The organism is Nitrosomonas aestuarii (genome assembly GCF_003046585.1).
GTDB classification, from domain to species: Bacteria; Pseudomonadota; Gammaproteobacteria; order Burkholderiales; family Nitrosomonadaceae; genus Nitrosomonas; species Nitrosomonas aestuarii.
The window spans coordinates 130752-157716 of the sequence record NZ_QAAE01000007.1 but is presented as its reverse complement, the minus strand read 5'-3'; the positions used below and the strand labels follow the sequence as shown (position 1 = coordinate 157716).

The 26965-nt window shown below is 46.6% G+C and carries 19 protein-coding genes and 1 pseudogene; 6 read left to right on the top strand and 14 right to left on the bottom strand.

The features are described from left to right. Positions 1-23: 23 nt before the first annotated feature. Entirely contained in the window at positions 24-7652 is a 7629-nt protein-coding gene (locus tag C8R11_RS08210; RefSeq protein WP_107795280.1) for a SpvB/TcaC N-terminal domain-containing protein, read from the bottom strand. Positions 7653-7926: 274 nt separating this feature from the next. Between C8R11_RS08210 and C8R11_RS16145 the strand changes: the two genes are divergently transcribed. Then, a complete protein-coding gene (locus C8R11_RS16145; protein ID WP_107795279.1) occupies positions 7927-8139 on the top strand; it encodes a hypothetical protein in 213 nt (70 codons plus the stop codon). A 214-nt stretch (positions 8140-8353) separates the two neighbouring features. Here the strand turns inward: C8R11_RS16145 and C8R11_RS08200 are convergent, their stop codons facing one another. The 4 genes from C8R11_RS08200 to C8R11_RS08185 form a co-directional block, all read right to left on the bottom strand. Continuing rightward, positions 8354-8722, bottom strand: a complete 369-nt coding sequence (locus tag C8R11_RS08200; protein WP_107795278.1) for a hypothetical protein — start codon at positions 8720-8722, stop codon at positions 8354-8356. Then, positions 8722-9162 carry a type II toxin-antitoxin system VapC family toxin gene (locus C8R11_RS08195; protein WP_107795277.1) on the bottom strand — a complete coding sequence of 147 codons (441 nt, stop codon included), beginning with the start codon at positions 9160-9162 and terminating at the stop codon, positions 8722-8724. The genes C8R11_RS08200 and C8R11_RS08195 overlap by 1 nt, the downstream gene beginning before the upstream one ends. Before the next feature lie 272 nt (positions 9163-9434). Continuing rightward, on the bottom strand, positions 9435-9692 hold the full coding sequence (locus C8R11_RS08190) for a four helix bundle protein (protein ID WP_146159095.1): 258 nt from the start codon (positions 9690-9692) through the stop codon (positions 9435-9437). A gap of 59 nt (positions 9693-9751) precedes the next feature. Next, positions 9752-10423: an Lcl domain-containing protein gene (locus tag C8R11_RS08185; RefSeq protein ID WP_107795275.1), complete on the bottom strand. Its 672-nt coding sequence runs from the start codon at positions 10421-10423 to the stop codon at positions 9752-9754. Positions 10424-10634: 211 nt separating this feature from the next. Here C8R11_RS08185 and C8R11_RS08180 point away from each other — a divergent pair, with 211 nt between their 5' ends. Continuing rightward, a complete protein-coding gene (locus tag C8R11_RS08180) occupies positions 10635-10781 on the top strand; it encodes a hypothetical protein (protein ID WP_219908567.1) in 147 nt (48 codons plus the stop codon). An 88-nt stretch (positions 10782-10869) separates the two neighbouring features. Here C8R11_RS08180 and C8R11_RS08175 read toward each other — a convergent pair whose 3' ends face one another. The 4 genes from C8R11_RS08175 to zigA all read right to left on the bottom strand — a co-directional run bounded on the left by C8R11_RS08175 (position 10870) and on the right by zigA (position 13588). Continuing rightward, positions 10870-11055 (bottom strand): hypothetical protein, encoded by a 186-nt coding sequence (locus C8R11_RS08175; RefSeq protein WP_107795274.1) that lies wholly within the window; start codon positions 11053-11055, stop codon positions 10870-10872. A gap of 109 nt (positions 11056-11164) precedes the next feature. Then, positions 11165-11629, bottom strand: a complete 465-nt coding sequence (locus C8R11_RS08170; RefSeq protein ID WP_090703238.1) for a Fur family transcriptional regulator — start codon at positions 11627-11629, stop codon at positions 11165-11167. A gap of 102 nt (positions 11630-11731) precedes the next feature. Then, the gene (locus tag C8R11_RS08165; protein WP_107795273.1) at positions 11732-12385 is read right to left on the bottom strand and encodes a DUF1826 domain-containing protein; all 654 of its coding nucleotides are present in this window, start codon (positions 12383-12385) and stop codon (positions 11732-11734) included. A gap of 3 nt (positions 12386-12388) precedes the next feature. Beyond that, positions 12389-13588, bottom strand: a complete 1200-nt coding sequence (gene zigA, locus C8R11_RS08160; RefSeq protein ID WP_107795272.1) for a zinc metallochaperone GTPase ZigA — start codon at positions 13586-13588, stop codon at positions 12389-12391. Between the two features lie 402 nt (positions 13589-13990). Here zigA and C8R11_RS08155 point away from each other — a divergent pair, with 402 nt between their 5' ends. The 4 genes and pseudogenes from C8R11_RS08155 to C8R11_RS17145 form a co-directional block, all read left to right on the top strand. Beyond that, positions 13991-16090, top strand: coding sequence for a TonB-dependent receptor (locus C8R11_RS08155; RefSeq protein WP_181258201.1), 2100 nt, complete (start codon positions 13991-13993; stop codon positions 16088-16090). 34 nt (positions 16091-16124) lie between these two features. After that, a complete protein-coding gene (locus tag C8R11_RS08150; protein WP_219908566.1) occupies positions 16125-17510 on the top strand; it encodes a dockerin type I domain-containing protein in 1386 nt (461 codons plus the stop codon). A 110-nt stretch (positions 17511-17620) separates the two neighbouring features. After that, complete coding sequence (locus tag C8R11_RS08145) at positions 17621-18415, top strand: hypothetical protein (protein WP_107795269.1); 795 nt, start codon at positions 17621-17623, stop codon at positions 18413-18415. A 42-nt stretch (positions 18416-18457) separates the two neighbouring features. After that, positions 18458-18637: pseudogene (locus tag C8R11_RS17145) on the top strand (hypothetical protein); the annotation flags it as partial. Positions 18638-18832: 195 nt separating this feature from the next. On the opposite strand, the gene sohB reads toward C8R11_RS17145, so the two are convergent. From sohB to C8R11_RS08125, 5 genes are all read right to left on the bottom strand, one after another. Then, positions 18833-19834, bottom strand: coding sequence for a protease SohB (gene sohB, locus C8R11_RS08140; RefSeq protein WP_107795268.1), 1002 nt, complete (start codon positions 19832-19834; stop codon positions 18833-18835). Between the two features lie 371 nt (positions 19835-20205). Next, entirely contained in the window at positions 20206-22074 is a 1869-nt protein-coding gene (locus tag C8R11_RS16450; RefSeq protein WP_219908564.1) for a DEAD/DEAH box helicase family protein, read from the bottom strand. Further along, complete coding sequence (locus C8R11_RS16445) at positions 22075-23136, bottom strand: type I restriction endonuclease (protein ID WP_219908563.1); 1062 nt, start codon at positions 23134-23136, stop codon at positions 22075-22077. Then, positions 23133-24434 (bottom strand): restriction endonuclease subunit S, encoded by a 1302-nt coding sequence (locus C8R11_RS08130; protein WP_107795267.1) that lies wholly within the window; start codon positions 24432-24434, stop codon positions 23133-23135. The genes C8R11_RS16445 and C8R11_RS08130 overlap by 4 nt, the downstream gene beginning before the upstream one ends. Beyond that, complete coding sequence (locus C8R11_RS08125; protein ID WP_219908562.1) at positions 24392-26881, bottom strand: type I restriction-modification system subunit M; 2490 nt, start codon at positions 26879-26881, stop codon at positions 24392-24394. The genes C8R11_RS08130 and C8R11_RS08125 overlap by 43 nt, the downstream gene beginning before the upstream one ends. Positions 26882-26965: the final 84 nt, after the last annotated feature.

Sequence of the window (26965 nt, the reverse complement as noted above, 5' to 3'; positions counted from 1 at the left end):
CGGACTTCATCTTCACAACAATCTCATCGCATCGCGCGAGACATCAGGTACCCAAAACCTGCTGTAAGTCCGCCAACGATAGCAGCCCCAGCTAAAAGAGGCACAGTAACGGGTGCAGAAACAATCACTGCGCCTACAGCGGCCACTCCCATTGCGACACCAGCACCAGTAACTACAGCAGTGCCTGCTCCAATTCCTGTTGAAGCTGCTTCACTCATTCCGGCGTCTCTTGCAACGCTTTCTGCAACTACTCCTGCTGGAGCGCCTACTGCACCGCCAACCAATCCTGGTCCGGGAGCTCTTGCTCCTGAAGCTGCAGCGGCCATCAATCTTGGCAAACCTGCCTGTGCTGCCAATGGCACTAAAGCTTCAGTTGTAACAACTGCTTCAGCTGCTCCGGGTATCAGCATTGTGCCAACAGCGGTACCGGCGCCCGGGCCTCTTGAAACAGTAGGTGAAGATCTTGGAGCAGGCGTACTTGTTGGGCTATCAAAATCAAAAGATAATTGCACCCTCGGAGTTGAAGGAGTTGGCGTTGAAGCCGGGGGGGCAGAGCCAACACCAAGACGCGATGTAGTCCCAGGGCTCGTTGTAGAAAGTGAAATAGCTGGTGCAGGAGTACTGGGAGAGGGTGTCCAGGTAATAATGCTTCTTAAATCGGGCGAAAGCACGGTAGGCGGTGGGTTAGGTATTGGCGCTCCTGTGTGAGTCCTATCAGTCCGGAAGTATGCACCGGGTATTGCTGTTGCTGCTCTCCGGTCAGCCGCCTCCTGCGCTGATTGCGCCAGGTTTGCCAACCGGTGCTGTGGACCAAGCCACTGCACTCCGCCAGGGGGCGTACTCCATTGAGGCGTAGCAGGATGATGTCCCGCTTGATAATCACTGGGATTTTCGCCCCACATTAATGCGATATTCCTGACATAAAGCCGGATATTAGCTTCCTGGGAGAAAGAAGTCCGTGTTGCCCTGGTTTGAAGGGTAAACTGCTCAATTAGATGTATTTGAGGTGGCGGAGGTGTCGTCTCGGTTCCCTTTTCGTCTTTAAATAGTAAAGGATTCCCTTTAGCATAGATGTATATATTCACCCCATCTTTAATCCCAATTGGATCACCACTCCCCCACCTTCCCAGCCAAGGCAAATAATACCTCGCCGAGTGATATTCCAGTCCGCTTTCCTCATCCCGTTCCATACCCGTATAACGATAACGCTTGGCCGCCGCCTTAATCCCGGCATTCTTCGCCTGAAACGCCGTCGTGCCATAGGGATGGTATTCTTCGTAACTAATCACCTGAGCCGACTCATTCAGTTCCAGTGCCGCCGAACCGAGATGATTATGTAACTGATAGCGCACCGTTTGTTCAGGACTGGTGCGCCCTGCTGGTATGCCTACAATCACTCGGGGTTTGGTTTCGACATCAATCATCACAAAGCGGTGTTGTTGATCCATCAGGCTCAGACTGGTGCGTTCCAACCCGGCATCGGTACCGCTATGCTGCTTATACAATTCATAACCAGCGATATAAATCCGCTCGTTTTTTTTTGTCGGTTCCGCACCCGCATTTGCGGCATTCTCGGTAATTTTGCGGATGCGTTGGCCCTGGCCGTCGTACTGGTAATAAGTGGTTTCCGGCGTGCCGCCATCGGTGCGGCGCTGACGGATGGTCTTTATCAGCTCTTCTTTAAAATTCCAGCCAATGTCTTCCAGGTGCGGCATGGCCGTCATGAAGCCATGTTGCGCATGATGCGGATAAGTGTAGGTATTCACGCCGATTTGCGTACTCATCAATCGGTTGTTAGCCGCCTGATAATTGTAATTGCGCACCCAGGCATTACCGGATGCCTGATGGCGCATTTGCAGAATATTGCCGACCGCATCGTATTGATACGACTGCGTGTAATTGCGCATCGCCATCGGGTCGCCAGGATTTAACTGCTGGATATACGCAGCATCATTCCAGTTATCCTTACTGTCAAACGATAAAGGCTGATTGTTTTGCCGGCCGCTCGCTGCTGTCAGGCGGTATAGCGCATCGTACGTATACTGTGCAACGCTGGTAATTTTCTGGTTATCAAAAAAGACTACAGGACTGTTTTTGTCCTCGATATGCGTGATATTGCCCACAGCATCAAAGTTGTAACGCCAATCCTGCAACGGATCGCTGTTCTGCCGCCTGGTTTCCAGACGAATGAGGCGGAAAGTCTCTTTGTCGTAATAAAATTGGGTCATGACATCATTGCCATAGATAATCTTATTGCGCTGGCCTTTTTCGTTGTAATTGATGTCTTTGATGTAGTCCGTAGCTGTTGCCAGATGAGTATGTTTTACAGTTTCAGCATTCAATAAACCCGCTTCATTGTAGAAAGGGATAATGAGACTGCCATCCGGCGCGGTTTGGCTGGTAATACGCCCCAGTGCATCGGTTTCGGTGGTGAAGGTAAAGCGCTCCGTTTCCAGGTCGATAGCTAAATTGGCCTCCAGCCAGTTGGCTACGTTTTTGTAATCCTTAAAGAGCCTGCGGGTAGTGAATTTCGGCTGGCTTTTGAAATCATATTCCGGTGTTTCAATCACGCCGCCGGTGTCGTAGTGTTTAACGATCTGGCCTCGGAGATTTTTCAGTTCGGGGTCAGTTTCAGCTTCACCGTATAAAATCCGGTCGAAAATATGATCCAGCAGTGCGCTGCCATCGCCCCCGATGACTTTGCTGTGCGTGGCACGGTGCAAGACATCGTAAAAATATTGAAATTCGTGGTTGCGTTCGTCCCAGGTACGTAACGGGTTACCGAGAATATTGATCAATAGCCAGCGCTGACCGGCATCCATGCTGCGCTGATAAACCTTGTTACCGAGCAGGTCGTATTTGTACTGCATTACGACATTGCCACGGGCATCGGTCACTTTCCGTAAATTTCCTTCAAGATCGAGAGCGACTTGGGTGTGATAAAACTCATCCGCGCCGTTTGTCACGCTTCGATTATGATCGATCGACAGAATAGGCCTGCCCAGTGTGTCGAAATGCAGCACTGTAGGCGTATTGGCGTGTTTGGCTGCTTGATCGGCAGCGAATTTCTCTTTGTCAGGATCTTTGCCTGCCACAAGCAATTCAGTATCGATCAGATGGTTGGTTCGCTTTTGATACCAATCCGATTCCAGAACAGTGTCGTTGGGATCATAAACCACTTGTTTCCAGCTATCGAATTCAGTTCGTGAAAGCGTGCCGTCGGGCAGGTCGGTTCTAATCAACCGTCCCAAGGCATCGTAATACATAATCGGTGTCACCCCGGATTCGACCAGTTCCTTAAGGTCCTCATATTGGTGTGTGACAGAAAAATACGGCTCGTATTGCTTGACGGCGTTGCCTTTATTGTTCAGGATAATTCTGCCATTACCGATCCAGCGCAGTTGTTCAGGATTTAGCGCAGCCGTGTCGATATCGGTTATGGTGTAGCTATTATCCGGATTTACAATGGCTTGCCTGGCCACACCTGGCTCAGCTTGCACCTTTTTCATTACGACCTGACCGAGGCCATTGGAATATTCGAAACTCAGCTGAATGGGCGAATCACTGTTTTTCTGAAAATGCGCTTCCCGCAGAATTGAGGCGACAACGGCGGGTTTCCCAGAATGTTGATAGGCGTGCAGGTCATAAACAAACCGTGCTGTAGCGTGTTGCAACAGGCTTTTGCCATGTGTCACCAGCCTATCGGAAGTTGTGGCCTGAATAAAATCATCAACCAGATTATTTTCCGCATCTGTTACAAATTCACTCAAGCCATTGAGATCATCGGCCTCATTTCCCTTGCCGAATAAAGCAAACGCTTTGACGAAACCAAGTTCATCGACCATTACTTCCGAGAAATTATGGTTGGGATCTTGCATTCTTGTGGGCGCTAAAGTACGGAAGTTATACTGCGCTGCCTTTTGTCTGTTACCTAAGGCATCCTCGGTTTCTTCAATGAAAAGAAAATAATCGCTGTAATATCTGACCCGAGTTTTCGCACCATAGGGTTCAGTATACGAAACAGGCACATAGAAACGATTTTGCGCATCGACAGCATTTTCTGCGGCTTCGACATATTGCGTGGTGCCTGAACGAATCCACCAGTCGCCGTCGCCGGCAAACTGCGTAAATTTCCCTTCAAGCATTAGCGCTGAATCCACCTTATTCGAATAAATATCAGTCAAAAGATTTTGGGTGCAGGCCAGTTGGTAGTTCTCAAACGGCAATGCCAGCGACTCAAGCTGGTGCAGCGCTAATGGTGTGGTTAAATTGTTACTACGATAAAGTGTGCAAATATGCTCGATTAAACGTTTTTGTGGCGTTCCAGATACCGGATTGACATCAATCTGGTGATATTCCACCTCAACAGCTGAGGTCAAAATGTTTTTAAAGTCACTTACTGAGTACAGCGACTTGGTTTTTGCCACTCCCTTTAATTCATAGGTAACGGTTTCCGCAGGCATTCTTAACCGGTAAGCATCACCGGTATGAATATCGTTCGTGTAACGATTGTGCGTATACGTAATCAGCGTCTGATTTTGCGCAGCTTGTGTTTCAGGTGGCAAGGCAGTCTCGGTTTTTACCCTTGGATAAACCACCGAGGCGGATTCCAGAATATTGCCGTATTCATCCAGTTTGATATTCAGAGTATGCGCTATGCGCGGATCCTCGTTATCACGCTCATAGCCATAGGTAATGGCTTCGCTTTTCTTGACGATGAAAATGGCGTGCTGGTTTTGTCCTTTGGGTTGCAGCAATTCAATGACACAATTATGGGTAGCCACGGAATAGGGCGTGAGCGCTTTCTTCTTCGCCGCTTCAGTATTGCCGGATTTAATGGCATCTTTGGCAAATACTTCCGCGCGCAATCCCATACTCTTACAGGCACGTAACGCTTCCCGCCATTCATCGAAATTCAAATGATCTAAAATAGAAGAATCCAACCCTGGCGCTACAATCAATCGAGCGTCGTTCAGTGGCGTTTCGAGGTTTGATACGGTAAAGCCCTGCCGTCGCATTTCTTCATGCCAGTAGTCACTGGCAAATTGATTGAGGATTTTCTCTGTACTGATAAAAGCGCCGGTATGAAACCAGGATTTAGTAACCACAGGTTCCTGATGCAGTGTTTTGTCGGCAATATTCGTGGCATCGGCTTTTATCCAATGATCGAAATGTTCACTATCGGTTTGTGCCACCATGCCAAAGCCCCTGAATTCCCGTTCGGCTTGATCATAATAGCCATGATGGTAGGTATAAGAACTGACAAAACGATAACCGGATATGTTGTCCCGGGTTTCTGTTCTGGAAATGCAATGCACTGGAAAGTGTAATTGGGTGATCCAGGGTTTTCCGGCAAGCTTATCGTCAATATAAAACCTGGTGGAAGGGGTATACTCCAGCGAAACTTCCTTACCTAAATTGGTTTTGTAGAAGACCATGATGTGTGGTTTTTTACTGCTCATCAGGTCGATGTACTGCAATGGCGATCGGGCATTCTTAGTTAAACGACTGGACCAGACAATACAGGCCACCCCGTTACCAAGCAGGTCGGTTACAGTAATTTTTGCCTGGTTGTGAATGTCCGGAAAACTGTCGATTTCAAATGGCGTCGCGGCAAAGCTATTACCGCTCAAATTCATCCAGCAACTCAACTTATTTCTACCCAGATAAATGATATCTGTGGTGCCTGAGCCATCAATATCTGCCAGGCGTAAATAAGCTGAGTTGAAAGCATCAGGCGCATCAAATACCGGCGCATGATCCATCGCTATCTTCTGCCCGAATTTTCCATAACCCTGGTTCGGCCAATAACATACTTCACCATTTCGAATCCGAACGATATCGGTTAACCCATCGCCTGACATATCCGCTAAAAAGATGGTTTGCCTACTGTCCGCAAAAACGATATGCGAACCTGCTTCTTCATCAATCGGTTTTTCAGTTCTAAGTGCGGATTCGTAACCTTTCCTGCCTCTTGATTCATACCACGTAAACACTTGATCTTCGGTAATCAGAATGTCTGGTCTGCCATCTCCATTCAGATCAAGTATGCGCGTATTCGAATCGTTAAAATTGATATTAGGCAGATTTTCAAAGGTCCGGAACGACTCCCAGTCTTCCTCGTCATTCAACTCGAAATAGCCCCTCGGCTCCTGATTAAGGCTCACAAGCTGCTTACCTCCATCAGCGTCGAGATCCATTAATTGCAGTTGCGAACCCAGTCCGGCAAATGATGGCTTAGGCGTGACCAATTTGGCTGGTTCAAACTTTCCGTTGCCCAGATTATGTTTATAAAACCAGCCATTGCCTTGCTCGGATAGTATCCCCGAAAGCCCTTCATTGAATAAATCAGTGAATTGATAATCGGATTCATCCAACCCTGCTGGTGCATGCATTAAATCCTCTAATGGGAGAGATTTGATTTCATTATTCCAGGCATGTTGTTGATATTTAAATTCGGTGGCTGGCAGACTTTTATGGCTATAACTGCCATCTGGCTTTTTAATGTAACCGAAAGACGTAATCGATTTTAGAAAAGTAAAACCTTGTTGCCGAGATGTATCGTAAGCAAAATTCAGCGATTTAACCAATGCTGAACCACCCGGTAATTCGCTAAAAAAATGGAACAGTAAAACACGATTGCAAAGGCGGCTGGTTCTAATTTCAAAGCCGGACTTATAATCCGAGAAGGCATCCGCTCTAAACTGCCAATCGGCTATTTTCGAATAAGGCGCATTGTTATCGTACTCGCCATAATCGAATACGGTCTGGAACATGTAATCAGATTCAGCGGGATAGGAATCATTGAATTTTTTATAGGGTGTTTTGTTTCCATACAGTACCTTTTCCAAGTAGAGGTTGGTGTAGGTGATTTTGCCATTCTTAAGACGGTTATTATGGTGCAGTGCTTTATCTGAGAATCCTTTCTCGTCCTCTTTCCTGTAGAGATAATGCGCACAATTGCCTTTATCATCAAAAACAAATTCTGGAAGCCATTCATACACTTTACTGCTATCTGCCGGGTCAACAATGACCGAACCGGCGCTCCAGCCAAACAACGTGGTGACGTTTTCTTTGGTGATCACACGCCATTTGATCAGGCCGTTTGTTTTATTCTGCCATCTCTCAATCCGGGCAAATAATCCTTCAATGCGAGGCCGATAAAAACGAATAATAAATTGGCCATCGGCTGAATCAGTTTCCTTGATAATATAGTTTTGTACCGCATCCTTGCTAAAGCTGCCATCCGATTCTTTTTTGAATTCGGGCACAAGATCTTCTGCCTCAGAAAAAAGATAAACATCGGAATCTATATGATCGAAGTATTGTGGGAGTTTTTTGTCAGTTTTGCGCTTGATGGAAGGCAAGCTGATCGACCACCCCAACCCAAATACACCATTCCCGCTTCCAGAGCCATAAGATAAATTAAGTGCGGGTGATGTGCCCCGGGCAGGTGATACCGGCAAAGGAATAGAAAAGGAGGCCGTACCATTGACAGCATTGACAGAAAACTTTTCATCGATACCTTTGATAGCACCCCCACCTTTGGGCAATGCAATTGATGGAATTTCGATTGCATTGGATTCAGTTTTGCCGCCGTCCGTTTTCAGGATGCCAGGAGATGAATCTTTCTTTTTTGGCTCAGTTGTCATAGGAATCAGCTGTTGAAATAACGATTTAAGCTACGACTCATTTCTCTGCCACACCTGCTACAATTTCAATAATACATGATACCGATACAGATTCTTATAATTATTTACTGATGAATAATTAATTCAATTAAACATAAGCTTATGTACAATTATTCTGAAACATTAAATTCAAAATTTTCTGGGGTATTAATTAAAAACCCTTAAACCGAACGAATCAAATGCCAGTATTTCGCCTGTCTAAAAGAAGCAATGTGTAATAGCGAGGCAACAGTCGATGTCGCAGCAAAGGTTCTGGCATGATTTGAATGCCATCCCCGGCATAAAGACAAAAAAGTTATTTGATGAGCGCGGTCTCTATCTTGGCATTTCACCTGCAAATGGAAAATGGCGTAAATCTCGGCAAAAACCGCAAAGCGCAGAAATCAGCAAGACCCAACTGCGTGGCAAACAGCTTCGAGGTGGTCGCGCGCAAGTGATTCAAAAATAATCTGTAACGTGGAGGGAAAATCACAGTGATAGCACTATTCGAAGATTTGATCGGAGCTAATACAATTTACCCCTGAATCGGCGGTCGGAGACATACGATGTTATGACAGAGTCCCCTAGTAATTAGTCCGCCAGTTTCCCTTGGTAATCACACTAATGCACATTAGCCTGTTAACACTAAGGGTGACTTCCTTTACGCGTAAATTTGATCCGCGCTAGAGTTCTCCTGGAGCGCCAGGTCTTGGAGGCCTTCCTCGCTTGCTAAAACCTACACTACGACCTAAAGCAGACTCAATTTGTTGTTTGAAACGTTCATTACCCAGCGGCGTTCCAGAATGCAAACTTGCACTGATTAAATCAAGTTCATCCGCTTGAATTGAGGTTGCAAATAACGCTCGATAAGCCGCTTGCCGTGCTTCAGGCGTTTTGCCTAAGCCCACATAAATCTCATGTGGGCGAACAATGGCATTATCAATCCCCTGGACATTTGTTGCATAACTTGACCAACGATACATCGCACAATGCCCAACCATTCCAGCATGCACAGGGACACCTGGCAGGTAGAAGCGTCTTTTTCTGGGCATCAGGAACCCGCTAATGCTAGTGGATAACGAACCTTTAAGCCTTTAAAACGCTTAAAACCTTTATCAGTCGTCACCCAGATACAATTCCATTCCATTGCCAACGCCGCATGATACGCATCAGGTATGTCATTTCCTTTAGCATCGATTTGTTCGACACACTGCAAAAATATCTTCCAGTGCATAGGCCCCGGCGCGAGGCAGACTGCATGATTAGACGCTTTGATTTGATTAACAAAACAGATCGCACTGGGTAAGGCAGATGGCATTTCAAACACCCTAGGATGGGTAACTACTCGCAAAAAGCCACTTAACACTGATTCTGAATACCCATAAGCAGTATTACCATTAACGATTAATTCCAACCAATCGCGATAGGCTTCATGATGGGGCGTATCCTCTCTATGCGCATAAACCAATGTATTGACATCCATCAAAAACATTAACGACCAGCATCCATAATGTTGTTCAAGCTATGGCTATCACCAGATTAACACCATGTTTTAGGCCTGTGCCAGCAGCAGTTTCCAGCGTAACCGGTTCAGATTCCATACTCTGGCGTGCAAGTGACTCACGCAACGCATCTTCTATGACCTGTTATAAGCTGCAACCTTGTCGAACCGCCTGATGCTTAGCATAACTCAGCAACTGGTCATCGATATTTTGTGGTTCGCATAGATTAAGCCTCCAAAGAAGAAGAATTATGCCGCAAACACTACAAAATAACACATGCATGCATATATTTAATAGGATACGACCCCTTTTCATTCTTGGCCTTAACAATCAGTACTACAATTTCGCGGCTTTTATTGCGCAGCTTAATACCCAGTCTGTACTTATGATAACGCGAAGAACCGGCTACCACTTTCTCAAAATGCACCGCCACACCCATCGCCTGCTTATAAATGGGTAAAAGCTCAAAACGCGCCACTGTAAAATATTCCGATAACAGGAGGGGAAATTGAGTCAGCAAGGGGAAGTCTCCCCCTGCAACCCCCTCAAAAGGAGCGAAGCACTCGAATTACCAAAGCATCAACGTTGACGCTGATGACGTCCGAAGCCTAGCAATCCCGCTAGCCCCAATCCCATCAGTGCAATAGTTCCTGGCTCCGGCACTGACGCCGCGCCGACATCGCCCGAGTGAACAGCCCACGCGGACAAATTGAAGTCCTTGTTGGTAGCGCCCTGGTAGCCGACACTGACGTGGAAGAACAACGCGTTGCCTGGACTCGGCGCAAACTCCGTACCGGACCAGTAGTCGTTGGACTGGACGTTAGAAAACAGTGCCAGGTCAGGATCACCGCTACTTAGAATCGAGTTTTGTGCTGTGCCACCCAATTCGGTATAAAACAGATGCCCCATCTCGCTACCAGTACAATTGTATTCAGAACAAGGACCAGTTCCATCTGCATTCATTGCCGTAGGTAAACGCCAACCCGTTACACCACCCACATTAAGGCTGGCCGCCCAGGCATTGGCATTGTCCCAGGTCATGCGACCATCCGTCGCGCTGAACCCATCATCAAAGCTCGTTCCTGCCGCTGCGTTAGCGTCTGCTAACCACGATATGTCCCGATCCGTATCGTATACCGCTAAACCGCCCAGCGTCGATACTAATGCCGCATTGGCTGTTGATACCAGCCCGAGCGTCAAAATACTTGCACATAATATCCCTAAATTTAATTTTTTCGAATGACGAGTCATTTTTTTTCTTATTCCTTATGAAAAAAGCTTCTTTCAAAGAAGCAAGCGTTAGAAGTAGGCATTATCCATGCCAATATTACTTTACCATTACTATCAATAAATTAGAAATACTGGCTTTTATTTATCAGCCCGGTCTATAACACATGTCGGGGTCAAACACATGTCGGGGTCAGGTCTAAATAAGATGCCCCATGTCGCTACTATCAACCCCATGAGCAGACCCATAAGAATTGAATTTTCTGGTGCTTTTTATCATGTAACCACTCGTGGTGATCGTCGTGAGAATATTTATGATGATGATATTGATCGAGAAAGATTTCTAACCATTTTGGGGCAAGTCATTGATGACTTTAATTAGGTTTGTCATGCTTATAATATTTGGGGTCACCCATTAGCCTGCTTCTGTCAATAATGAAAATAAACCCCTGCTGTCAAACAGCATAAATTTAACTTTTATCCACCGTTATTACGCGCATCGCACCCGTTTCATCATTAACTTTGGCGGCTAAAGCATAATGCTTCGCACAAGCCACCCATCTGGATTGTTCCAAAGCTGAATCCTTATACGTTTCTGGAAACAATATTTGTTCAAGTCTGGCATCATCCCACTCATCCGGTAATGGCCAGACCAATCCAGCTTGCTCGGCCCGTCGCAGGTATTCGTTAACTTTGTTGGAGTTTACCCAAATCGGGGCGATTCACAAAAAGGCTTCTGCCGGGATTCTCCATCATCTGATAAACCTACACTGAACGATTGAGACAGCGCTTACAGATTCCATGTAATTCCAGTTGTCTATGCGTCAAGGTAAAACCAGTATCCTGAACGCTACGCTCAATCTCATCGACTATAGGTTTTTTCATACCAACTTCATTAACGCTGCCGCAGTGATCACATATAAGAAACTGCGGTGCTTCATGTTGATGATTACATGTTATATGCGCGCATGAGATATATTGGCCGGAAGTTTCCAGTTTATGCACCAACCTCTCGTTGATCAAAAAGTCCAACATGCGATAAACTGACATTACCGGCACCGATTCCTGAAATTGCACTTTGTATCTGTCGGCAATATCGTATGCAGAAAGCGGTGTTTTGGAATTTAATAACACTATCAACACATTTTTGCGCTTGTTGGTCAGTTTCACCCCAGCCAGGGCACAAGTTTCCTGTGATTTTTTGATAATTTTCTCAATCTCAATCGGCATTCCGTTAACCCAAGACAATTAGATAAATATTCAGAGACTTTTGGCTAATATACTTATCATAAAATGAAAGAAAAGTATGCATTTTGAATTCACAAATCACTCTTAATGGGCAATATCCAGTGACAACAACAATCGCATTCCATCTACATCAGGTGAGCGATGTATAACCCCATAATCTCCGTTCTCTTTCCATTTGTCACCTTTAAGCAAGGCAATATCGCCCGGGCTCAACCTTTGTACTGAATGAGAGTTTTCAGGTTTTTGGTTGAGTGTTTCAAGAAAATCCGATGTATTTGCCATACAATCAAGCCATTCAGTCCCTTCTCCAGAATATGTTGTAATTAAACGACAAGGTACTTTGTCGGTATGAAAACGCGGACACATGGTTTTGTTTAAAACACACAATCTAAAACCAATTTGATGGAGTCCGAATAAACATGCATACATTTCCGCCACAGTGTGCACATCCCTGATAAAAGATTGACGAAATTGATGTTGTGGCAGTGATACACACAGCAGATCAGTCAATTTATGCAATGGCACAGTTTGCGTTAATTGGAAATTATGAAGAGTGTTTTTTAGAAAAACTGCATATCCTTTAACATCAGCACGCATTGTGCGCTTATAAATACACAGTCTGATATGGGCATCATAGATTCTGGTCATTATTTCAGGTGTATATCCGGATATACATATACCTGATTCCGGCCGGGAACGACCACTCAAATCATCGTTTATTGCGAGCACTGTTTCCATATATCACGTCTGCCAGAGATCAAATGGATCTTCCAATGCAGCCCAGCAATCCGTTCCGGCCTTCAGCTCTTCATCCGTCAGCAGGCATTCATCCAGCCATTGACACAAAGCATGCCGATCAAGATTCTGCCCTATAAAAACCAGTTCCTGCCGCCGGTCGCCGTGGGGCTCCTGCCATTTTTCCATGATCGACTGCATATAGGTTTCATCTTGCGGCCATTCGTTTCTAGGTACCGCTTGCCAGAACATTCCGGCATAACCATAACGGGCAATACCGCCGGCCTGACTCCACTGCCCGGCGTAATCCGGCCGTGACGCAAGCCAGAAAAAACCCTTGGATCGAAGCAGTTTTCCATCTGTCCAGGGCTGATGAAGAAAGTCATAGAAACGTTGCGGATGAAACGGCTTTCTGGCCGAATAGCTAAAACTGCTGATGCCGTATTCTTCGGTTTCTGGAACATGCTCTCCACGCATTTCCTTTAACCAACCCGGCGCCTGCTGCGCATGCTCGAAACTGAATTTACCGGTATTCAGGATTTTAAAAATATCGACGCATCCGTTTTCGATTGCAATAATTTCAGCTTGTGTATTCAAATAACTGAGAATGCTGCGTAATTTTTCTAATGCCTCTGAATTAACCAGATCGGTTTTATTGATTAAGATCACGTCGCTGAATTCCACCTGCTCGATCAGCAGATCAGTAACACTGCGTTCATCGTCTTCTCCCAGGCTCTCGCCTGCTTCTTGCAGCATTCTGGCCTCTTCATAATCTTTCAGAAAATTGACTGCATCGACCACTGTCACCATCGTATCGAGACGCGCAATTTCAGACAAAGCAATGCTCTGTTTATCCGCAAAGGTAAACGTTTCTGCAATCGGTAACGGTTCCGATATGCCTGTCGATTCGATAATTAAATAATCAAACTTTTTCTCACCAGCAAGTTTGCTCACTTCGATTAATAGATCTTCGCGTAGTGTGCAGCAAATGCAACCATTGCTAAATTCAATCAATTTTTCTTCGGATCGATTTAATGATATTTCTTTACCGATAACTGCGGCATCAATGTTAACTTCACTCATATCATTGACAATTACTGCAACACGCAGCCCCTGCCGGTTTTTTAAAATATGATTCAAAACGGTGGTTTTACCCGCACCCAGGAAACCTGAAAGAACAGTCACCGGCAGACGATTATTATGCATAAATTTAAATATAAAAAAGTTGATATAAATTATGATATATCATATCATTTAAGTTATGCAACAGATTAAATTTTTCTTTTATTAAAAGCGTAATGCTTCTATAAGCCATTCTATATACAGCAAATAATAAAGAAATCCATCCTGAAGATTACAAAAAAGGAATTTTGAACTGACAATAAATCAAAAAGCACAAAATGGTAAAGAGAACCCACTTGCAATTCACGTTAATAAACTATCACTGTATTCAGAATGCATCCATTTGCTCGATTAATAGTGATTACCCTTGTTGTGTTATTTAACAACGTCTCAGTCCACAAAAACGCTTTAGCAGAAGATAAGACTAGTGAAGCAGTCCACCTTAATACCTCATCTGCGCCTGACGGAGAAAATCCCTTAATTAAGATGAATCCAATAAACGTTATTGGGATAAAACCGGAACAAGCACCAAAACCAGGTGCTTCCACGCTTAAAGGACGCGCGCTACAGTTGCAGCAGAATGATACGCTTGGTCAAACACTGAGTGAAGAACTTGGCGTCAGTAACGCATCTTTTGGACCCGGTGTAGGCATACCGGTTATCCGGGGTTTGACAGGTTCACGCGTACGTATTCTGCAAAATGGCATAGGCACACACGATGCAACCAGCCTCAGCCCCGATCATGCACTCGCGATCGATACTCTGTTTGCGCATGAAATTAAAGTTTTGCGAGGTCCCGAGACCATCCGTTATGGTGGTGGCGCGATCGGCGGTGTTGTCGATGTCAGCGATGACCGCATTCCGCAACGTCGTGCAAAAGAAACCGTAAGCGGCACAATCGAGAGCCGTTACAACACCAACGCAAACGGCACGCATTCAGCCTTTACGTTAAACACTGGAAAAGACCGTTTAGCATTCAATCTAGGCGGCTTTTTTCGTGACCGCAATGACATCAGAATACCTGGCAAAGCTATTGATGAAACTTTTGCAGTGCAACAGCTTGGGCTGACGGAAATATCCAACGCCAGCGGTAAAATACCAAACACTGACAATAAAGCTATTGGCGGTTTTACCGGCCTTTCGTGGCTGGGGGATCAGGTGATGGCAGGCATGTCAGTCTCCCATACCGACAATCGCTATGGTATTCCCAGAGGCAGCCATCATCTCGACCCGAATCATCTGGACGGCCTGGAGACAATCCTGCCAAGGCTTGACGATATTGCAGGGTTTGAAGACATTTTCGGCCCACAAGCTTTGTTTCCCAATATTCGTGTCAATATGCGGCAAACGCGTTACGATTTCAAATCCGAATGGTACGAACCGGTACAGGGCATTGACAGTATCAGTTTTCGATATGGCCTGGTCGACTACGGTCATACCGAGTTTGAAGGTGGATCACCATTTACCCGATTCAATAACAAAGCCGGAGAAGGTCGTGTGGAAATGCAACACAATTTGCTGCACAACCTCAGCGGCACCTTTGGTCTGCAATGGATCGACCGGAAATTTTCCGCACTTGGCGTGGAAACGTTTGTGCCAGAAACTAAACAACTGTCAATCGGCCTTTATACTACGCAAACGTACACCCTGAACAATTGGTCTTTGCAGGGTGGCCTGAGATTTGAACACGCTCAAGTTAATCCCAAAGAAAATGAATTAAAACTTCGCGGCAGCGCACTGTCGCCAGTGTCATTACCCGATTCACTTGATTTCCAGGCAATATCCGCTTCTCTGGGCTTGCAGTGGAATCCACGGCAGGATTTCACGGCTACGCTTACGTACAATCATGGCGTGCGCCCACCGGACATCCAGGAGCTGTTTTCATTCGGCCCACATTTGTCTACACGCAGCTTCGATATCGGCAACGTGCAGTTAAAAAACGAAACCGTCAATATGATCGATCTGGGTTTTGAATGGAAAACCGCGCGCGCAAGTATGCGCATCAATGGCTACTATAACCGCACCAGCGATTTTATTTATCAGCGCAATACCGGCCTGTTTTATGAAGTTGACAACGAAGTCATTCGTCAGCGCTGTGTCAGCGTTGCGCAATGTGTATCAATGTTTGCATACGACCAGCGCAGTGCAGAATTCATCGGTTATGAATCAAGCATCGACGCCACGCTTTACCAGTTACCTCAAGGCAATCTGTCGCTGACGTTATTTTCGGATTATGTGCGCGGCCGTTTCGTCGACAATGATCGTAGTGACGTGCCTCGTATGCCGCCCCTGCGCTACGGCAGTGAACTTGGGTTTGGCAACCCGGTCTGGAATATGGCACTGCGTTATACCCGGGCTGAGGAACAACTCCATCCCGGAACAAACGAAACATCGACACGTGGATACCATTTATTGACAGCATCGGCAGACTATCAGCTCAAAGCCAATCAGTGGATGGACTTATGGTTTTTCGCGAAAGGATACAACCTGCTCAATGAAGAAATCCGCAATTCGGTTTCTTTTTTGCGCAATTTTGCGCCGGAACCAGGTCGCAGTTTCATTCTGGGTGTGCGTGCTACCTTTTAATATGACTAATAAACCTGAAAAACTGCCGACATCAATGAGCCTACGATTACCACCCTGCACAGATGGATATTTCCAGAATCATTTTTTCTATCTTGTGCTCGCAACCGTACTGATGACTGGCCAGTCTATTTCTGCCCAACATCTGGATATCGAAGTCTGGGGACAAGGCAATGCTTTGTTTGCAGGTTATTGTCGCACGTCCGGCGCACTTGGCTGCGATCTGGGCGGTTTAACAGACACACTGGAGCTGCCGGCAGGTACACTGACGATAGAAACAGCAACAAAAAAACTCATTTTTCCGGTCGACTTTCGCGATTTGAGCGGTGGTAACTTCAGCACCAGGAATCCAGGTTTTCAATCCGTTCGTACTGCGCTGCTGCCCAATGAGCTGCTCAGTTACCGTGCTTTAGGCAAACTGAAATATTGGGACCCGGCAATATCCACCTGGGATGATGCACCACCAGATGTGCAAATCCGGTTGTTCGGCGGACTCGAAGCCAGCACCGAGATACTCAACGATTTTTCTCAGTGCGCCGGTCAATTACTCTGTTTCAACGAAAACATCCTTGGCTTTGACGGCAGTACAGTTTTTTCGAGAAACGGTATAAGTGGCAGCCAGGAACTGGTCGTCGATATCACCGACACGAATGGCATTTTACATACGCATCTCAGCTTTTTTCTGGAAAATCAGGTTGGTGAAGCCGGCGGTCCAATCGGTGCTTATTTGATTGAAATGCAATTAATCTCCAATGCACGCTTCTTTCCATCCGATCCGTTTCTGATCCTGTTTAATGCCGGAATCGACCCCGGTGAATTCGGTGCGGCTTTGAATGCACTCACGGGAGACTCAGAAAACAATGATCTGCCACAACAACCTGAACTACCAGTATCGATTCCCGGTGATGTGGATCTGGACGGCGATGTTGACCGCATTGATGTCGCCTTGATTCTTCTGGCCGCTCAGAATAACGAAACGTTAAATACGACCAATGCGGCATTCGATGTCGACCAGGATGGCTTCATCACTCGGGCCGATGCAATGCTGGCAAAAACGCTATGCACACTCAGGCTTTGCAATATTCCGGTTGAAGCGCCGTCAACCGCATTAAACGTGGCTGCAATTTACGACCAAACATCTGGCATGTTAAGTCTTAATGATATACAAACGGATGGCAATCATTACCGTGCGCAGCTGCAAATACAGGGTGACCATACGTTTGCTTTGGTCACCCTGCAACCCGATATCTCCCGATACGCAACGCCGGTTCAATATGATGCAGTATCTGAAATGATTGAAATCCCGGCGGTTTTTGTCAATGGAAAATTCTACCGGGTTGCTCTGAAAAACACCGGAAATTCACACTTTAAGATAGAGTCTCTGGAGGAAATTCATACCTTATCCAATCAAATTGCTGAATAAAAAAAAGTACTTGGTTCGACTAACTGCGGATATCAATTACCACAGTAAAGTAAGGATCATGCCTGTAACACCTCAAAACCAATACTACAACCAACCAAGGAGATCGAAACATGATAAAACAGTTAAAAATTGTTGGTAACATTGCAGCCTTAGTTTTATTGTTTGTGACAGCAAATGCAGCAGCAGAAGATGATAATCATGATCTGCATGCTGGCGACATTCGGCCATGGCGCGCTGGTGCCGAGATTTTTGTCAACAGCACGTTGTTTGAAGCCGATTTTGGTGATCTGAGTGGCGGCCCGTTCGTTACTGATGATCCGGGTATAGATGTCAATATTCAGGAGGGCGCATTCACACCTGGTAACTGGTTACGTTTTCAACCTGTCAGCCAGCTGCTCTACTGGGACGGCACGCAATGGAGTGAAGCAGTACCCAACGGCGAAAGGATTGAGATCACTGATGCACTAAGCAATGCTATTTCGTTCAGCGCCAACAGCGTCAGCGAATCCGCAGGCGTAATAGGTGAAATTGATAGCAGCGGTGGTCTGCATACACATCTGAGTTTCAAGATATTCGATGCATCGAATACGCCCAATGGCAGCGCCGGCGCGTACCGCATACAGTTCAAACTATTTGAATCCTCGCCACAAAGCGATACGTCGGTCTCTATCACCGCGTCTCCGATTGCCATTGTGCTCAATCGCGGACTGGAAACAGAAAATTTCGAGCTGGCTGTATCAGCGGCGGACTATCTGGACGAAAACACAGTGTTTGTGGCTGAAACCGGCGCACTTACTATTAAGCGGGTTAAAGTTTCCGGTACCGCCTACACAGTAAAGATGCAATACATCGGTAACAACCAGTTCCAACTGGTCGAAGCTGATGAAGTCATCGATGAGCATTAGATGGCATTGCCAACTTCATGATAAACAGGTCAAACCATAGGCATGAAAGCTATTAATCAGTTATGTCATGGATACCTGTTTGCTGTGGCAATTATCAGTCACGCCGTCTGGTTATATCATCGCTTCTCTCTGAGTTTTCGCGACGTTTAAGACCTTTTGGCCGAACGCGGGATTGCCGTCTTCAATAAATCTATTCGTCAATGGTGTAACCGGTTCGGGCCGGCATTTGATGCGGGCAGTTCACTATCGCCAATTTCGCTGAAAAGTACTTTGTGAGTGGCAGCAGGTGGCGTGCGCTTAAATTATGACTTTTATAGTATGGTGCAACCGTCTATCGGCACTCATTTTTTTGATATAGCCAGCTTGACAATGCCATCAATACAGGCGCTTCCGATTTCCATCGAGGTAAAAAGCAATTCAGCCATATTGCGCTTTGTCGAAAAGTCGCTGAATCTGAAACGCCATTCTCTCGCCCAATGATTTCTTGTGCACATATTTAATTTCATAAATATCGGCATCTTGGCTACTTTCCAGCAAATAGTCATCACTGGTTTTCAGCTCATCGACCAGCTTCTTTTCCAGTGCGCGTGTTCCGGGCCAGCTTTCACCGGTAGAGACCTTCACGATGTCGACATCGGGCCGGTGTTGAACAATAAAATCTTTAAACAATAAGTGAATATCCTCTATTTCTTCTCGAAATTTAGTCTTCGCTTCATCAGTATTTTCACCAAACATGGTCACGGTTCTTTTAAATTCACCCGCGGTAAACTGTTCGTATTCAATGTTGTGCTTCTTCAACACTTTATTAAAATTGGGTATCTGGGCAATTACGCCAATGGAGCCTATGATAGAAAATGGCGCAGCCATAATACGATTTCCGACACATGCCATCATATAACCCCCACTGGCAGCCACTTTATCGACTGAAACCGTGAGCGGAATGTTTTTTTCCCGAATACGCATAAGCTGGGATGCCCCCAGTCCGTATCCGTGGACTACGCCACCACCACTCTCCAATCGCACAAATACCTCATCATTTTCGGTGGCCACCGTCAAAATAGCGGTAATTTCTTCTCTGAGTGAAGATACGGCTGTGGCACGAATATCCCCGTAAAAATTCAATACATAGATGCGTTTTTTTTGGGAGCCATTTTTTATGCTTTTAACAATTTCTTTCAGTTTTTCTTTTTCATCTTTTAGATATTGTTTGAATCCCTCTTTGTGTAACATGCTGGCATTCATCATCATCGCCATATCATCATATCTTTTATTCAATCTTCTGATTTCAATAGACTCTTTTTTGCCCGCCTGCTTTTTACTGGCCATAAACGCAAAAAACACTGTAACCACTGCAATAGCAGCTACAATTGTTGCAGTTTTTGCCAAAAATAATCCGTAGTCAATCAAGAATTCTGTCACTGTCTGAATACCATCCTATAAACTAAAGAAGTCAATTGTTTCGCCATCTGTTAACAGCCAAAACCCAAAAGCCGGTACAACCATCTCTTCATTGCGCATGCAAATCTAATTCGGAAAGAAAAGTAAAAATAAATGCATTATTTCATTGAAAGGCAATGTACTGAAAACCCACTATACAGTCAAACAACATAGTAGTGTAGTCAACAAACGGGCATCTACTTTGAACAGAGAAATTACTGAGAAAATGGTCAGCCCGACCTCAGATAGTTAATTCCAGGTTAATTTTCACAGGGCACCCCACTCTGAGATTATCTCACTCAATTTAGTCCCGGTTATATTCCCGGTTATAAATCTGGCTGGAATGAGCATACTCACTTCGTCAGCTTCAACAAATCAAACACCACCTTCGCAAATCCAGCAGCTTTGGCTGGATTAGATAGTAACTGCATCATTTGATTCTGATGTGCGTCATTACTGTCCATAATGGCATCGTCAATTGCTTTGGGGAAGTCGCCCAGCATCGCCTGTTCAGGGGTGTTGTTGGCGATCTGGCTCATGACCGCTGCATTCTCGCTGACTTTGTCCCGAATGGTATAGGCATAGTTCACCAGATCTTTCTCTGTCAGATGATCGGTAACAAACAGCTCATTCAGGCGGCTGATAATGCGCGATAAAAATTCCTCGTGTTTGTCTTTAGGCTTTGCCGTTCCCAGTTCATCGCCCGGTTTCAGTCCGTATTCGCCGGAATTCTCTTTTATTTGTAAAGCCTGCTGGCGGATTCTGGAGAGGCGGTAATGACTCAGTACGACGTTACTCAAGTCCACATCGTCGTCGTCATCAACGCTGACTTCACGCAACATCGGACGAAGGTTCTTCGCATATAAACTCAGTTTTTCAAGGTCCTTACTGTCATAGTCAACGATCTGCGACATGAATTCATAGAAACGTACAAAACTGCCCAAATCTTTTTTGAATATTTCCAGCGCATCTTTTTCCTGTTTGCATTCCTTAAAGCTGTTTTCTGCGTTGGCAATCAAAACCGCATCGCCGGTTTTTTTGCTGCGCTCGAACATGTCTCTGGCCTGGCGATAGGCCTCGCTGGCGGACTGATAGCGTTTCTGCCAGCGCTCCACCGCCGGTTTACAGATGTTGGCAATCGCGGCATTACTTTTATTTTTTTGGAAAAATGCCTGACAAAACTGTTCCACTTCCTGCCACAGGAAAATACCCGCCGCGCGCAGTTTGTCAAACAAGTCGAAGATCAGGTCGGGATCAGAGACATCGGCCAGTTCCGCGGTCTGGTAGTAAGGCCGGAATGCCGCGAGAATGTCTTCTGGCTGATTGAAGAAGTCCAGCACAAAAGTACCGCTCTGCGCTTTGCCGGGATAAATGCGGTTTAACCGCGACAGGGTCTGCACGCACTCCACCCCGCCCAACAGGCCCATGACATTATCTTTGAAATGTTCAATGATCACCTGCACCTTTTGCGCAATATTGTAGTCATGCAGGCGCATCCATTGGTTGAGTTTAATCTTGGCTTTTTTACTCTCCACTTCCCGGTCGGATGCCTGCACCTTGAGCGCCAGGTTATACGCCACCTTGTAGTTGGTGTAATTCTTTAACACATCCAGAATAAACCCCTCTTCAATCGCCTGGCGCATGCTGTACACATGAAAGGCTTCAGGCTTGTTGGTGCTGGAAGGCGGTTCGGCAGGATCGGGCAGGCGGCCAAACAACTCCAGGGTTCTGGTTTTGGGTGTGGCGGTAAACGCAAAATAACTCAAGTTGCTGGACGCGCGGCGTGAAGCCACTGCCGCATCCAGAATATCTTCTGACGTCAGTTCCTCTTCGTCATCTTCCCGAACATCCGTCATCAGCACTTCTTTGAGTTGCCGTGCAGTGGTGCCGGTCTGCGATGAATGTGCTTCATCGGCGATGATGGCGTAATGCCGTGCTTTTAAACTGACACTGTTTTCAATCGCCTTTAATACATACGGAAAGGTCTGGATGGTGACAATAATAATCGGCTGGGAAGTTTCCAGCGCCATCGCCAGTTTTTCCGACTTGGCGCCTTCGCCTTCGTTGCGATTGATGCGCGCCACTACCCCGTCCTGATGTTCAAACTGGTAAATGGTATCCTGCAACTGATCATCCAGCACCGTTCTGTCCGTCACCACGATAACAGAATCAAACTGCTTATTGCCCTCCTCGCCATACAGGGATGACAATTGATGCGCCACCTAGGCAATGGAATTGGACTTGCCGGAACCGGCGCTGTGTTGAATCAGGTATTTATGGCCGGGGCCTTCGGTACGTGCGGCGCGGATCAGTTGATTGACCACATCCCATTGATGATAACGGGGAAAGATCATGGTCTCAGTTTTGTATTTGCGCCCTTCCCAGGTTTCTTTCTCTTCAATCTGCAAATGCACATAGCGGGCGAGGATATTTAACAGGTTATCGGGCAACAACACCTCGTTCCACAAATAGTCAGTGGCGTACTGGTTGACATCCTCAGGTACCTCATTGCCTGCCCCGCCGTCTTCGGTGCCTTTGTTAAACGGCAAAAAGAAAGTCTCATCCCCTTCCAGTCGGGTGGCCATAGCGACTGCATACTGGCTCACCGCAAAGTGCACCAGCGCGCCGCGTTTAAAGGTTAATAACGGTTCGGGCTTTTTAGTGACAGGGTCGATGGGCAAGCGCGTTGTTTGGTACTGTTTGATGGCTTTATCCACCGCCTGCTTGAATTCGGATTTCAGCTCCAGCGTTGCCACCGGCAGCCCATTCACAAACAACACCAGATCGATGCGCCAGGCTTTGGCTTTCATACCGGTTTCGGCCAGATGTGCTTCGGTCGCCCACGGACTATAGACCAACTCAGGCACCACGCGCAGACGATTTTTCTGATACCGCGCCAAAGTGTCCGGGTTCAATTCATGCTCGGGTTTGAACTGGCACAGACTAAACCGCGTACCCCGGTCACGCAACTCATGGCGCAATACCCCCAGAGTGCCAAACGTGCGCAGCTCGGTATTCGCGGCATTGGGGTCGGCCTTGTTTAACTGTGAGGCGACGCGCGCCAAAAACTTTTGTTCCGGGTTGTTTGGGTAGATTTTGCAGTACTGTTGCCATTGCGCATCCTGGGTGTCTTTGACAAAACCCAGCACATCCTCAGGATACAACGCCAGTTCACGATGGTAGTTCTCCGGCTTGCCCAGCAACCAGCCATTGGCGAGCAATTGCTGGATCATATCGTTTTGAAAGGTAAACTCGTTGGCCTTGTCGCCGCCGAATAGACTCATGCGACGGCTTCCTGGTTGGTTGAGCTTTGTTCCGGGGCTTTCCAGTTGCGGACGTCGATCTTGCCGGTGACGGCGGCGAAGATTAGGGCGGTGCGGCGTTCCTTTAGTAGCTCTATCGAATCTTTAGCTCTAGACTCAAGTAACGAGAATTTGCTTACTACTTTTCCCATATATTGGACTAACTGCATTTGTTCATCTTTCTCAGGTGGATAAGCAACTGGGATATTCCTTAAAGCATCTGCTGTTAATTTTGGCTGCCTCATGCCAGTCACAAAGAGATGTAAAGGTGTTTGCTCGATACATTCAGCCAGTAAAGACGGTTCGACAACATCAGCTCTCAAGATATGCGCGTGATTATTTACCCATATCTTCCCGTTAACTGGACGAGCCACAGGCTGTGATCTCAACATAAGATTCCAACCATCTTCACATACCAAGACTAAAGGTTCATCGAACAAATAGTCATCCACATAATCAATGATCCCTGATGTCCCATAATATGGATATTCGCCCTGTCGATCACCCCGCACTCCTGCTTCTATAGGAACGCGGCATTGATCTAATGAACTGGAACAGTACGCAACTTTCCCGACAATCCAATGTTTCGGCACTTCACCCAACCACTCAACACCGGAGTCGCGCATGGGGGCGTTGGGGTTTAGGCCTTTGGTGACGGCATGGCTAATCACTGTCTGGCGTTTTTCTTTGAGCAGTTTGATGAGTTGTTGTTGTTTTTCGATCAGGGTATCGATTTTGGCCGTTTCGTGGTCGAGAAAGTTGGCGATTTGCTCTTGTTCATCGACAGTTGGCGTACAAATTAAAAGTTCTAATAAATCTGAAGCATATAACGCTGACCTGACACCTTGCCCACCTATGTCGTTATAAATTCCTCTCAAATAAAGATCGAAATAAAAATAGTAAAAAAACCTTGTATTTACCTTTTCATTTGGCGTGGCCCGAATATACGCAGGACTCATTATTCCTTTCTTAGGAACAATTCCGACTCTACTTGTTTTAAAGTTTTCTAGGTCAATAAGTTTAAAAACCAAATCACCCTTTTCAAATATCTGATAACCGCTGAACTCTGCAGGTTGTAAGCCTTCATCAGATTCAATACTTCGCTCAATGACTCCATTCATTGTTAGAGCCAATCGCTCCATACATTGAAGTTCTTTATTAACTACTTTTTTATTAGTAAATTTAAACTTACCTCTAATAAGATTCCAGTGTTCTGGAATATCACCAATCCATTCAACTAGCGTACTTCTATAGCCAGAATAGTTTTGATACCTACCCATAAACACATCCTCCTGGTGAGGATTTTTTCGTGAGTGCAAGGCGTGTCTGCACGCAGCGAAGGAGCGTATGTGTAATACGTGACTGAGCGAGTACAGCCACAACGCAGCAATCGCGGGAAAAGACCATCAGGAGTGCACCTCTTGTAGTAAGGCCATGATCTCCGCGCTGACCTTATCCAAATCGGCATCAATCTCCGCCAAATCTCGTGGCGGCTGATACACATAAAAATGCCGGTTAAACGGGATTTCATAACCAACAATCCCGATCTCGCCATCCTTCTATCGGTTTTACTGGCATCGATCCAGGCATCGGGCACATGGGGCTGCACTTCTTTGGCGAAATAGGCTTCGTTGATTTCATTGACGGTTTTTGACGGGTCAAGCGCGACGTTTTCAAAATCGCGCAGGTCGCCATCGGCTTTGTACTCAATGACTTTGCCGCTGACTTCAAATAGTCCATACATCGGATTGGCTTTGCCTTTGTGGATTTTCCTGATGACTTTTTTCGCCTGCGGGTTCTTCCAACTCACCGCGCTGGTGATTTGTTTCTTCTCGTTGGCGTCGAGTTTGATACCCTGCTGATTACATGCGGTTTTCAGGGCGTCTTCATAGCCGTTCATATCATCGTGTTGTCCGGTGCCGATGGCTTGTTGCAGTTGTCTGGCTTTGCGCAGGATTTGTTGCTGGTTTTGCCAGGTTTTTTTATCCAGCAGGTCTTTGATTTGTTTTTCTTTGAGGTCGGTGAAATGTTTTTTGATAGTGTTGCGAATGGTGTCCTGGTGTTCTTTCAGGTCGCCATAGTGGTTACAGTCGGCGGCATCTGTCCAGTACCGGCCGAATTCCTGATAAATCCATTGCATGGGCGCGGTGAATGGTTTGGGGGCAAAACGCAACCCGGCAAGCCGTTCATCGCTGAACTGGTAGGATTCTCTTAACGGGCGCTCAATGGTGATACGGCGGTAGCCAAATTCATGGGTGGCGAAGATCTTGCTGGCAAAAGTTTTCGGCACTTCGATTTTTGCGTTGTCTGACTGGCGGCCACGATTGCTTTTTTGTTCCTGGGGTTTGTCCAGTTGCTGGTGATCAATGGCTTCAAAGCGGCCGAAACAGCGGGTAATGACAGCAATGTCTTCATCGGCCATGACATTGCGTTTGGAACCCAGGGATTTGCGCATTTTGCCGCAGAGGTTGACGCCGTTAATCAGTTGTACCTTGCCTTTGCGCTCGCTGGATTTTTTGTTCGACAGTACCCACACATAGGTGGCAATGCCGGTGTTGTAGAACATGTCGGTGGGCAAGGCGACGATGGCTTCCAGCAGATCGGCTTCGAGAATATAGCGGCGGATTTCGGATTCGCCGGAACCGGCGCCACCGGTAAACAGCGGTGAACCGTTGAGGATGATGCCGATGCGGGCGCCGCCTTGCGATGCATCTCTGAGTTTGCTGATGAGGTGCAGCAGGAACAACAGCGAGCCGTCGGAGACTCTGGGCAGACCGGGGCCAAAGCGGCCGTCAAAACCTTTGAGCGTGTGTTCGTCTTTAATATTGCCTTCGATCTTTTTCCAGTCGACGCCAAACGGCGGATTGGACAGCATGTAGTCAAATTTGTCGGCATAGAGCTGGTCAGTGGACAAGGTGTTGCCCAGTTTGATGTTGTTCACCTCCTGGCCTTTGATCAGCATGTCGGCTTTACAGATGGCATAACTCTCGGGATTAAGCTCCTGACCAAAGGCGCGCATCACTGCCTGTGGATTTAACTCATGCACGTATTCCATTCCCGCAGACAGAAAGCCGCCGGTGCCTGCGGTGGGGTCATAGATGGTGCGGATAATGCCCGGCCTGGTGAGCGCGTCATCATCTTCCATAAACACCAGCGCGGTGGTAAGGCGCACAATATCGCGCGGGGTGAAGTGTTCCCCGGCGGTTTCATTGGAGCTTTCGGCAAAACGCCGGATCAGTTCTTCAAACACCAGACCCATTTCATGATTGGTTATGGCTTTGGGGCTTAAGTCCATGGTTCTGACTTTCTGGACGATTTTGTACAGCAGGTTGGCGTCATTGAGCTGGCCGATAAACTCACCAAATTTGAAGTATTCAAAAATCTCGCGCGCATCTTTGGAGAAATCGCGAATGTAGGATTCCAGATTGTCCTTGATATCGGCCTCACCCAATCTGGCAAGATCCATTTTGGAGATGTTGAAAAACGATAAACCGCCGGTGGCGCGTAACAGCAGTTTTTCCTGCGCCTGTTCCGGCAGGTTCATTTGCCGGACTCTCTCATTTTCGGCCAGCACGGCACCCTTGCCGGGCGCCAGCACGCATTCCAGACGGCGCAGCAAAGTAAACGGCAAAATCACGCGGCCATACTGGCTTTGTTTGAAATCGCCGCGCAACAGGTCAGCCAGAGACCAGATGTAGGCGGCCAGGTTGTTGGTGGTTTGGGTCATTTTATTGTTGGTTTTTTTGTTTATGTTCGATTCAGGGTGCAGTGAAAATCGGCACCCACCCGGCCCGACTACAAGCAGGGACAG

What these genes read in the sequence shown, in the direction of transcription:
- C8R11_RS16145 (WP_107795279.1), top strand. Translation starts at nt 7,927, where the DNA reads ATGTCGCAGCAAAGGTTCTGGCATGATTTGAATGCCATCCCCGGCATA.
- C8R11_RS08180 (WP_219908567.1), top strand. Translation starts at nt 10,635, where the DNA reads ATGAGCAGACCCATAAGAATTGAATTTTCTGGTGCTTTTTATCATGTA.
- C8R11_RS08125 (WP_219908562.1), bottom strand. Translation starts at nt 26,881, where the DNA reads ATGACCCAAACCACCAACAACCTGGCCGCCTACATCTGGTCTCTGGCT.
- C8R11_RS08155 (WP_181258201.1), top strand. Translation starts at nt 13,991, where the DNA reads ATGAATCCAATAAACGTTATTGGGATAAAACCGGAACAAGCACCAAAA.
- C8R11_RS08200 (WP_107795278.1), bottom strand. Translation starts at nt 8,722, where the DNA reads ATGCCCAGAAAAAGACGCTTCTACCTGCCAGGTGTCCCTGTGCATGCT.
- C8R11_RS08165 (WP_107795273.1), bottom strand. Translation starts at nt 12,385, where the DNA reads ATGGAAACAGTGCTCGCAATAAACGATGATTTGAGTGGTCGTTCCCGG.
- C8R11_RS08130 (WP_107795267.1), bottom strand. Translation starts at nt 24,434, where the DNA reads ATGGGTAGGTATCAAAACTATTCTGGCTATAGAAGTACGCTAGTTGAA.
- C8R11_RS16445 (WP_219908563.1), bottom strand. Translation starts at nt 23,136, where the DNA reads ATGAGTCTATTCGGCGGCGACAAGGCCAACGAGTTTACCTTTCAAAAC.
- C8R11_RS08170 (WP_090703238.1), bottom strand. Translation starts at nt 11,629, where the DNA reads ATGCCGATTGAGATTGAGAAAATTATCAAAAAATCACAGGAAACTTGT.
- C8R11_RS08150 (WP_219908566.1), top strand. Translation starts at nt 16,125, where the DNA reads ATGAGCCTACGATTACCACCCTGCACAGATGGATATTTCCAGAATCAT.
- C8R11_RS08195 (WP_107795277.1), bottom strand. Translation starts at nt 9,162, where the DNA reads ATGTTTTTGATGGATGTCAATACATTGGTTTATGCGCATAGAGAGGAT.
- C8R11_RS08145 (WP_107795269.1), top strand. Translation starts at nt 17,621, where the DNA reads ATGATAAAACAGTTAAAAATTGTTGGTAACATTGCAGCCTTAGTTTTA.
- C8R11_RS08185 (WP_107795275.1), bottom strand. Translation starts at nt 10,423, where the DNA reads ATGACTCGTCATTCGAAAAAATTAAATTTAGGGATATTATGTGCAAGT.
- C8R11_RS08210 (WP_107795280.1), bottom strand. Translation starts at nt 7,652, where the DNA reads ATGACAACTGAGCCAAAAAAGAAAGATTCATCTCCTGGCATCCTGAAA.
- zigA (WP_107795272.1), bottom strand. Translation starts at nt 13,588, where the DNA reads ATGCATAATAATCGTCTGCCGGTGACTGTTCTTTCAGGTTTCCTGGGT.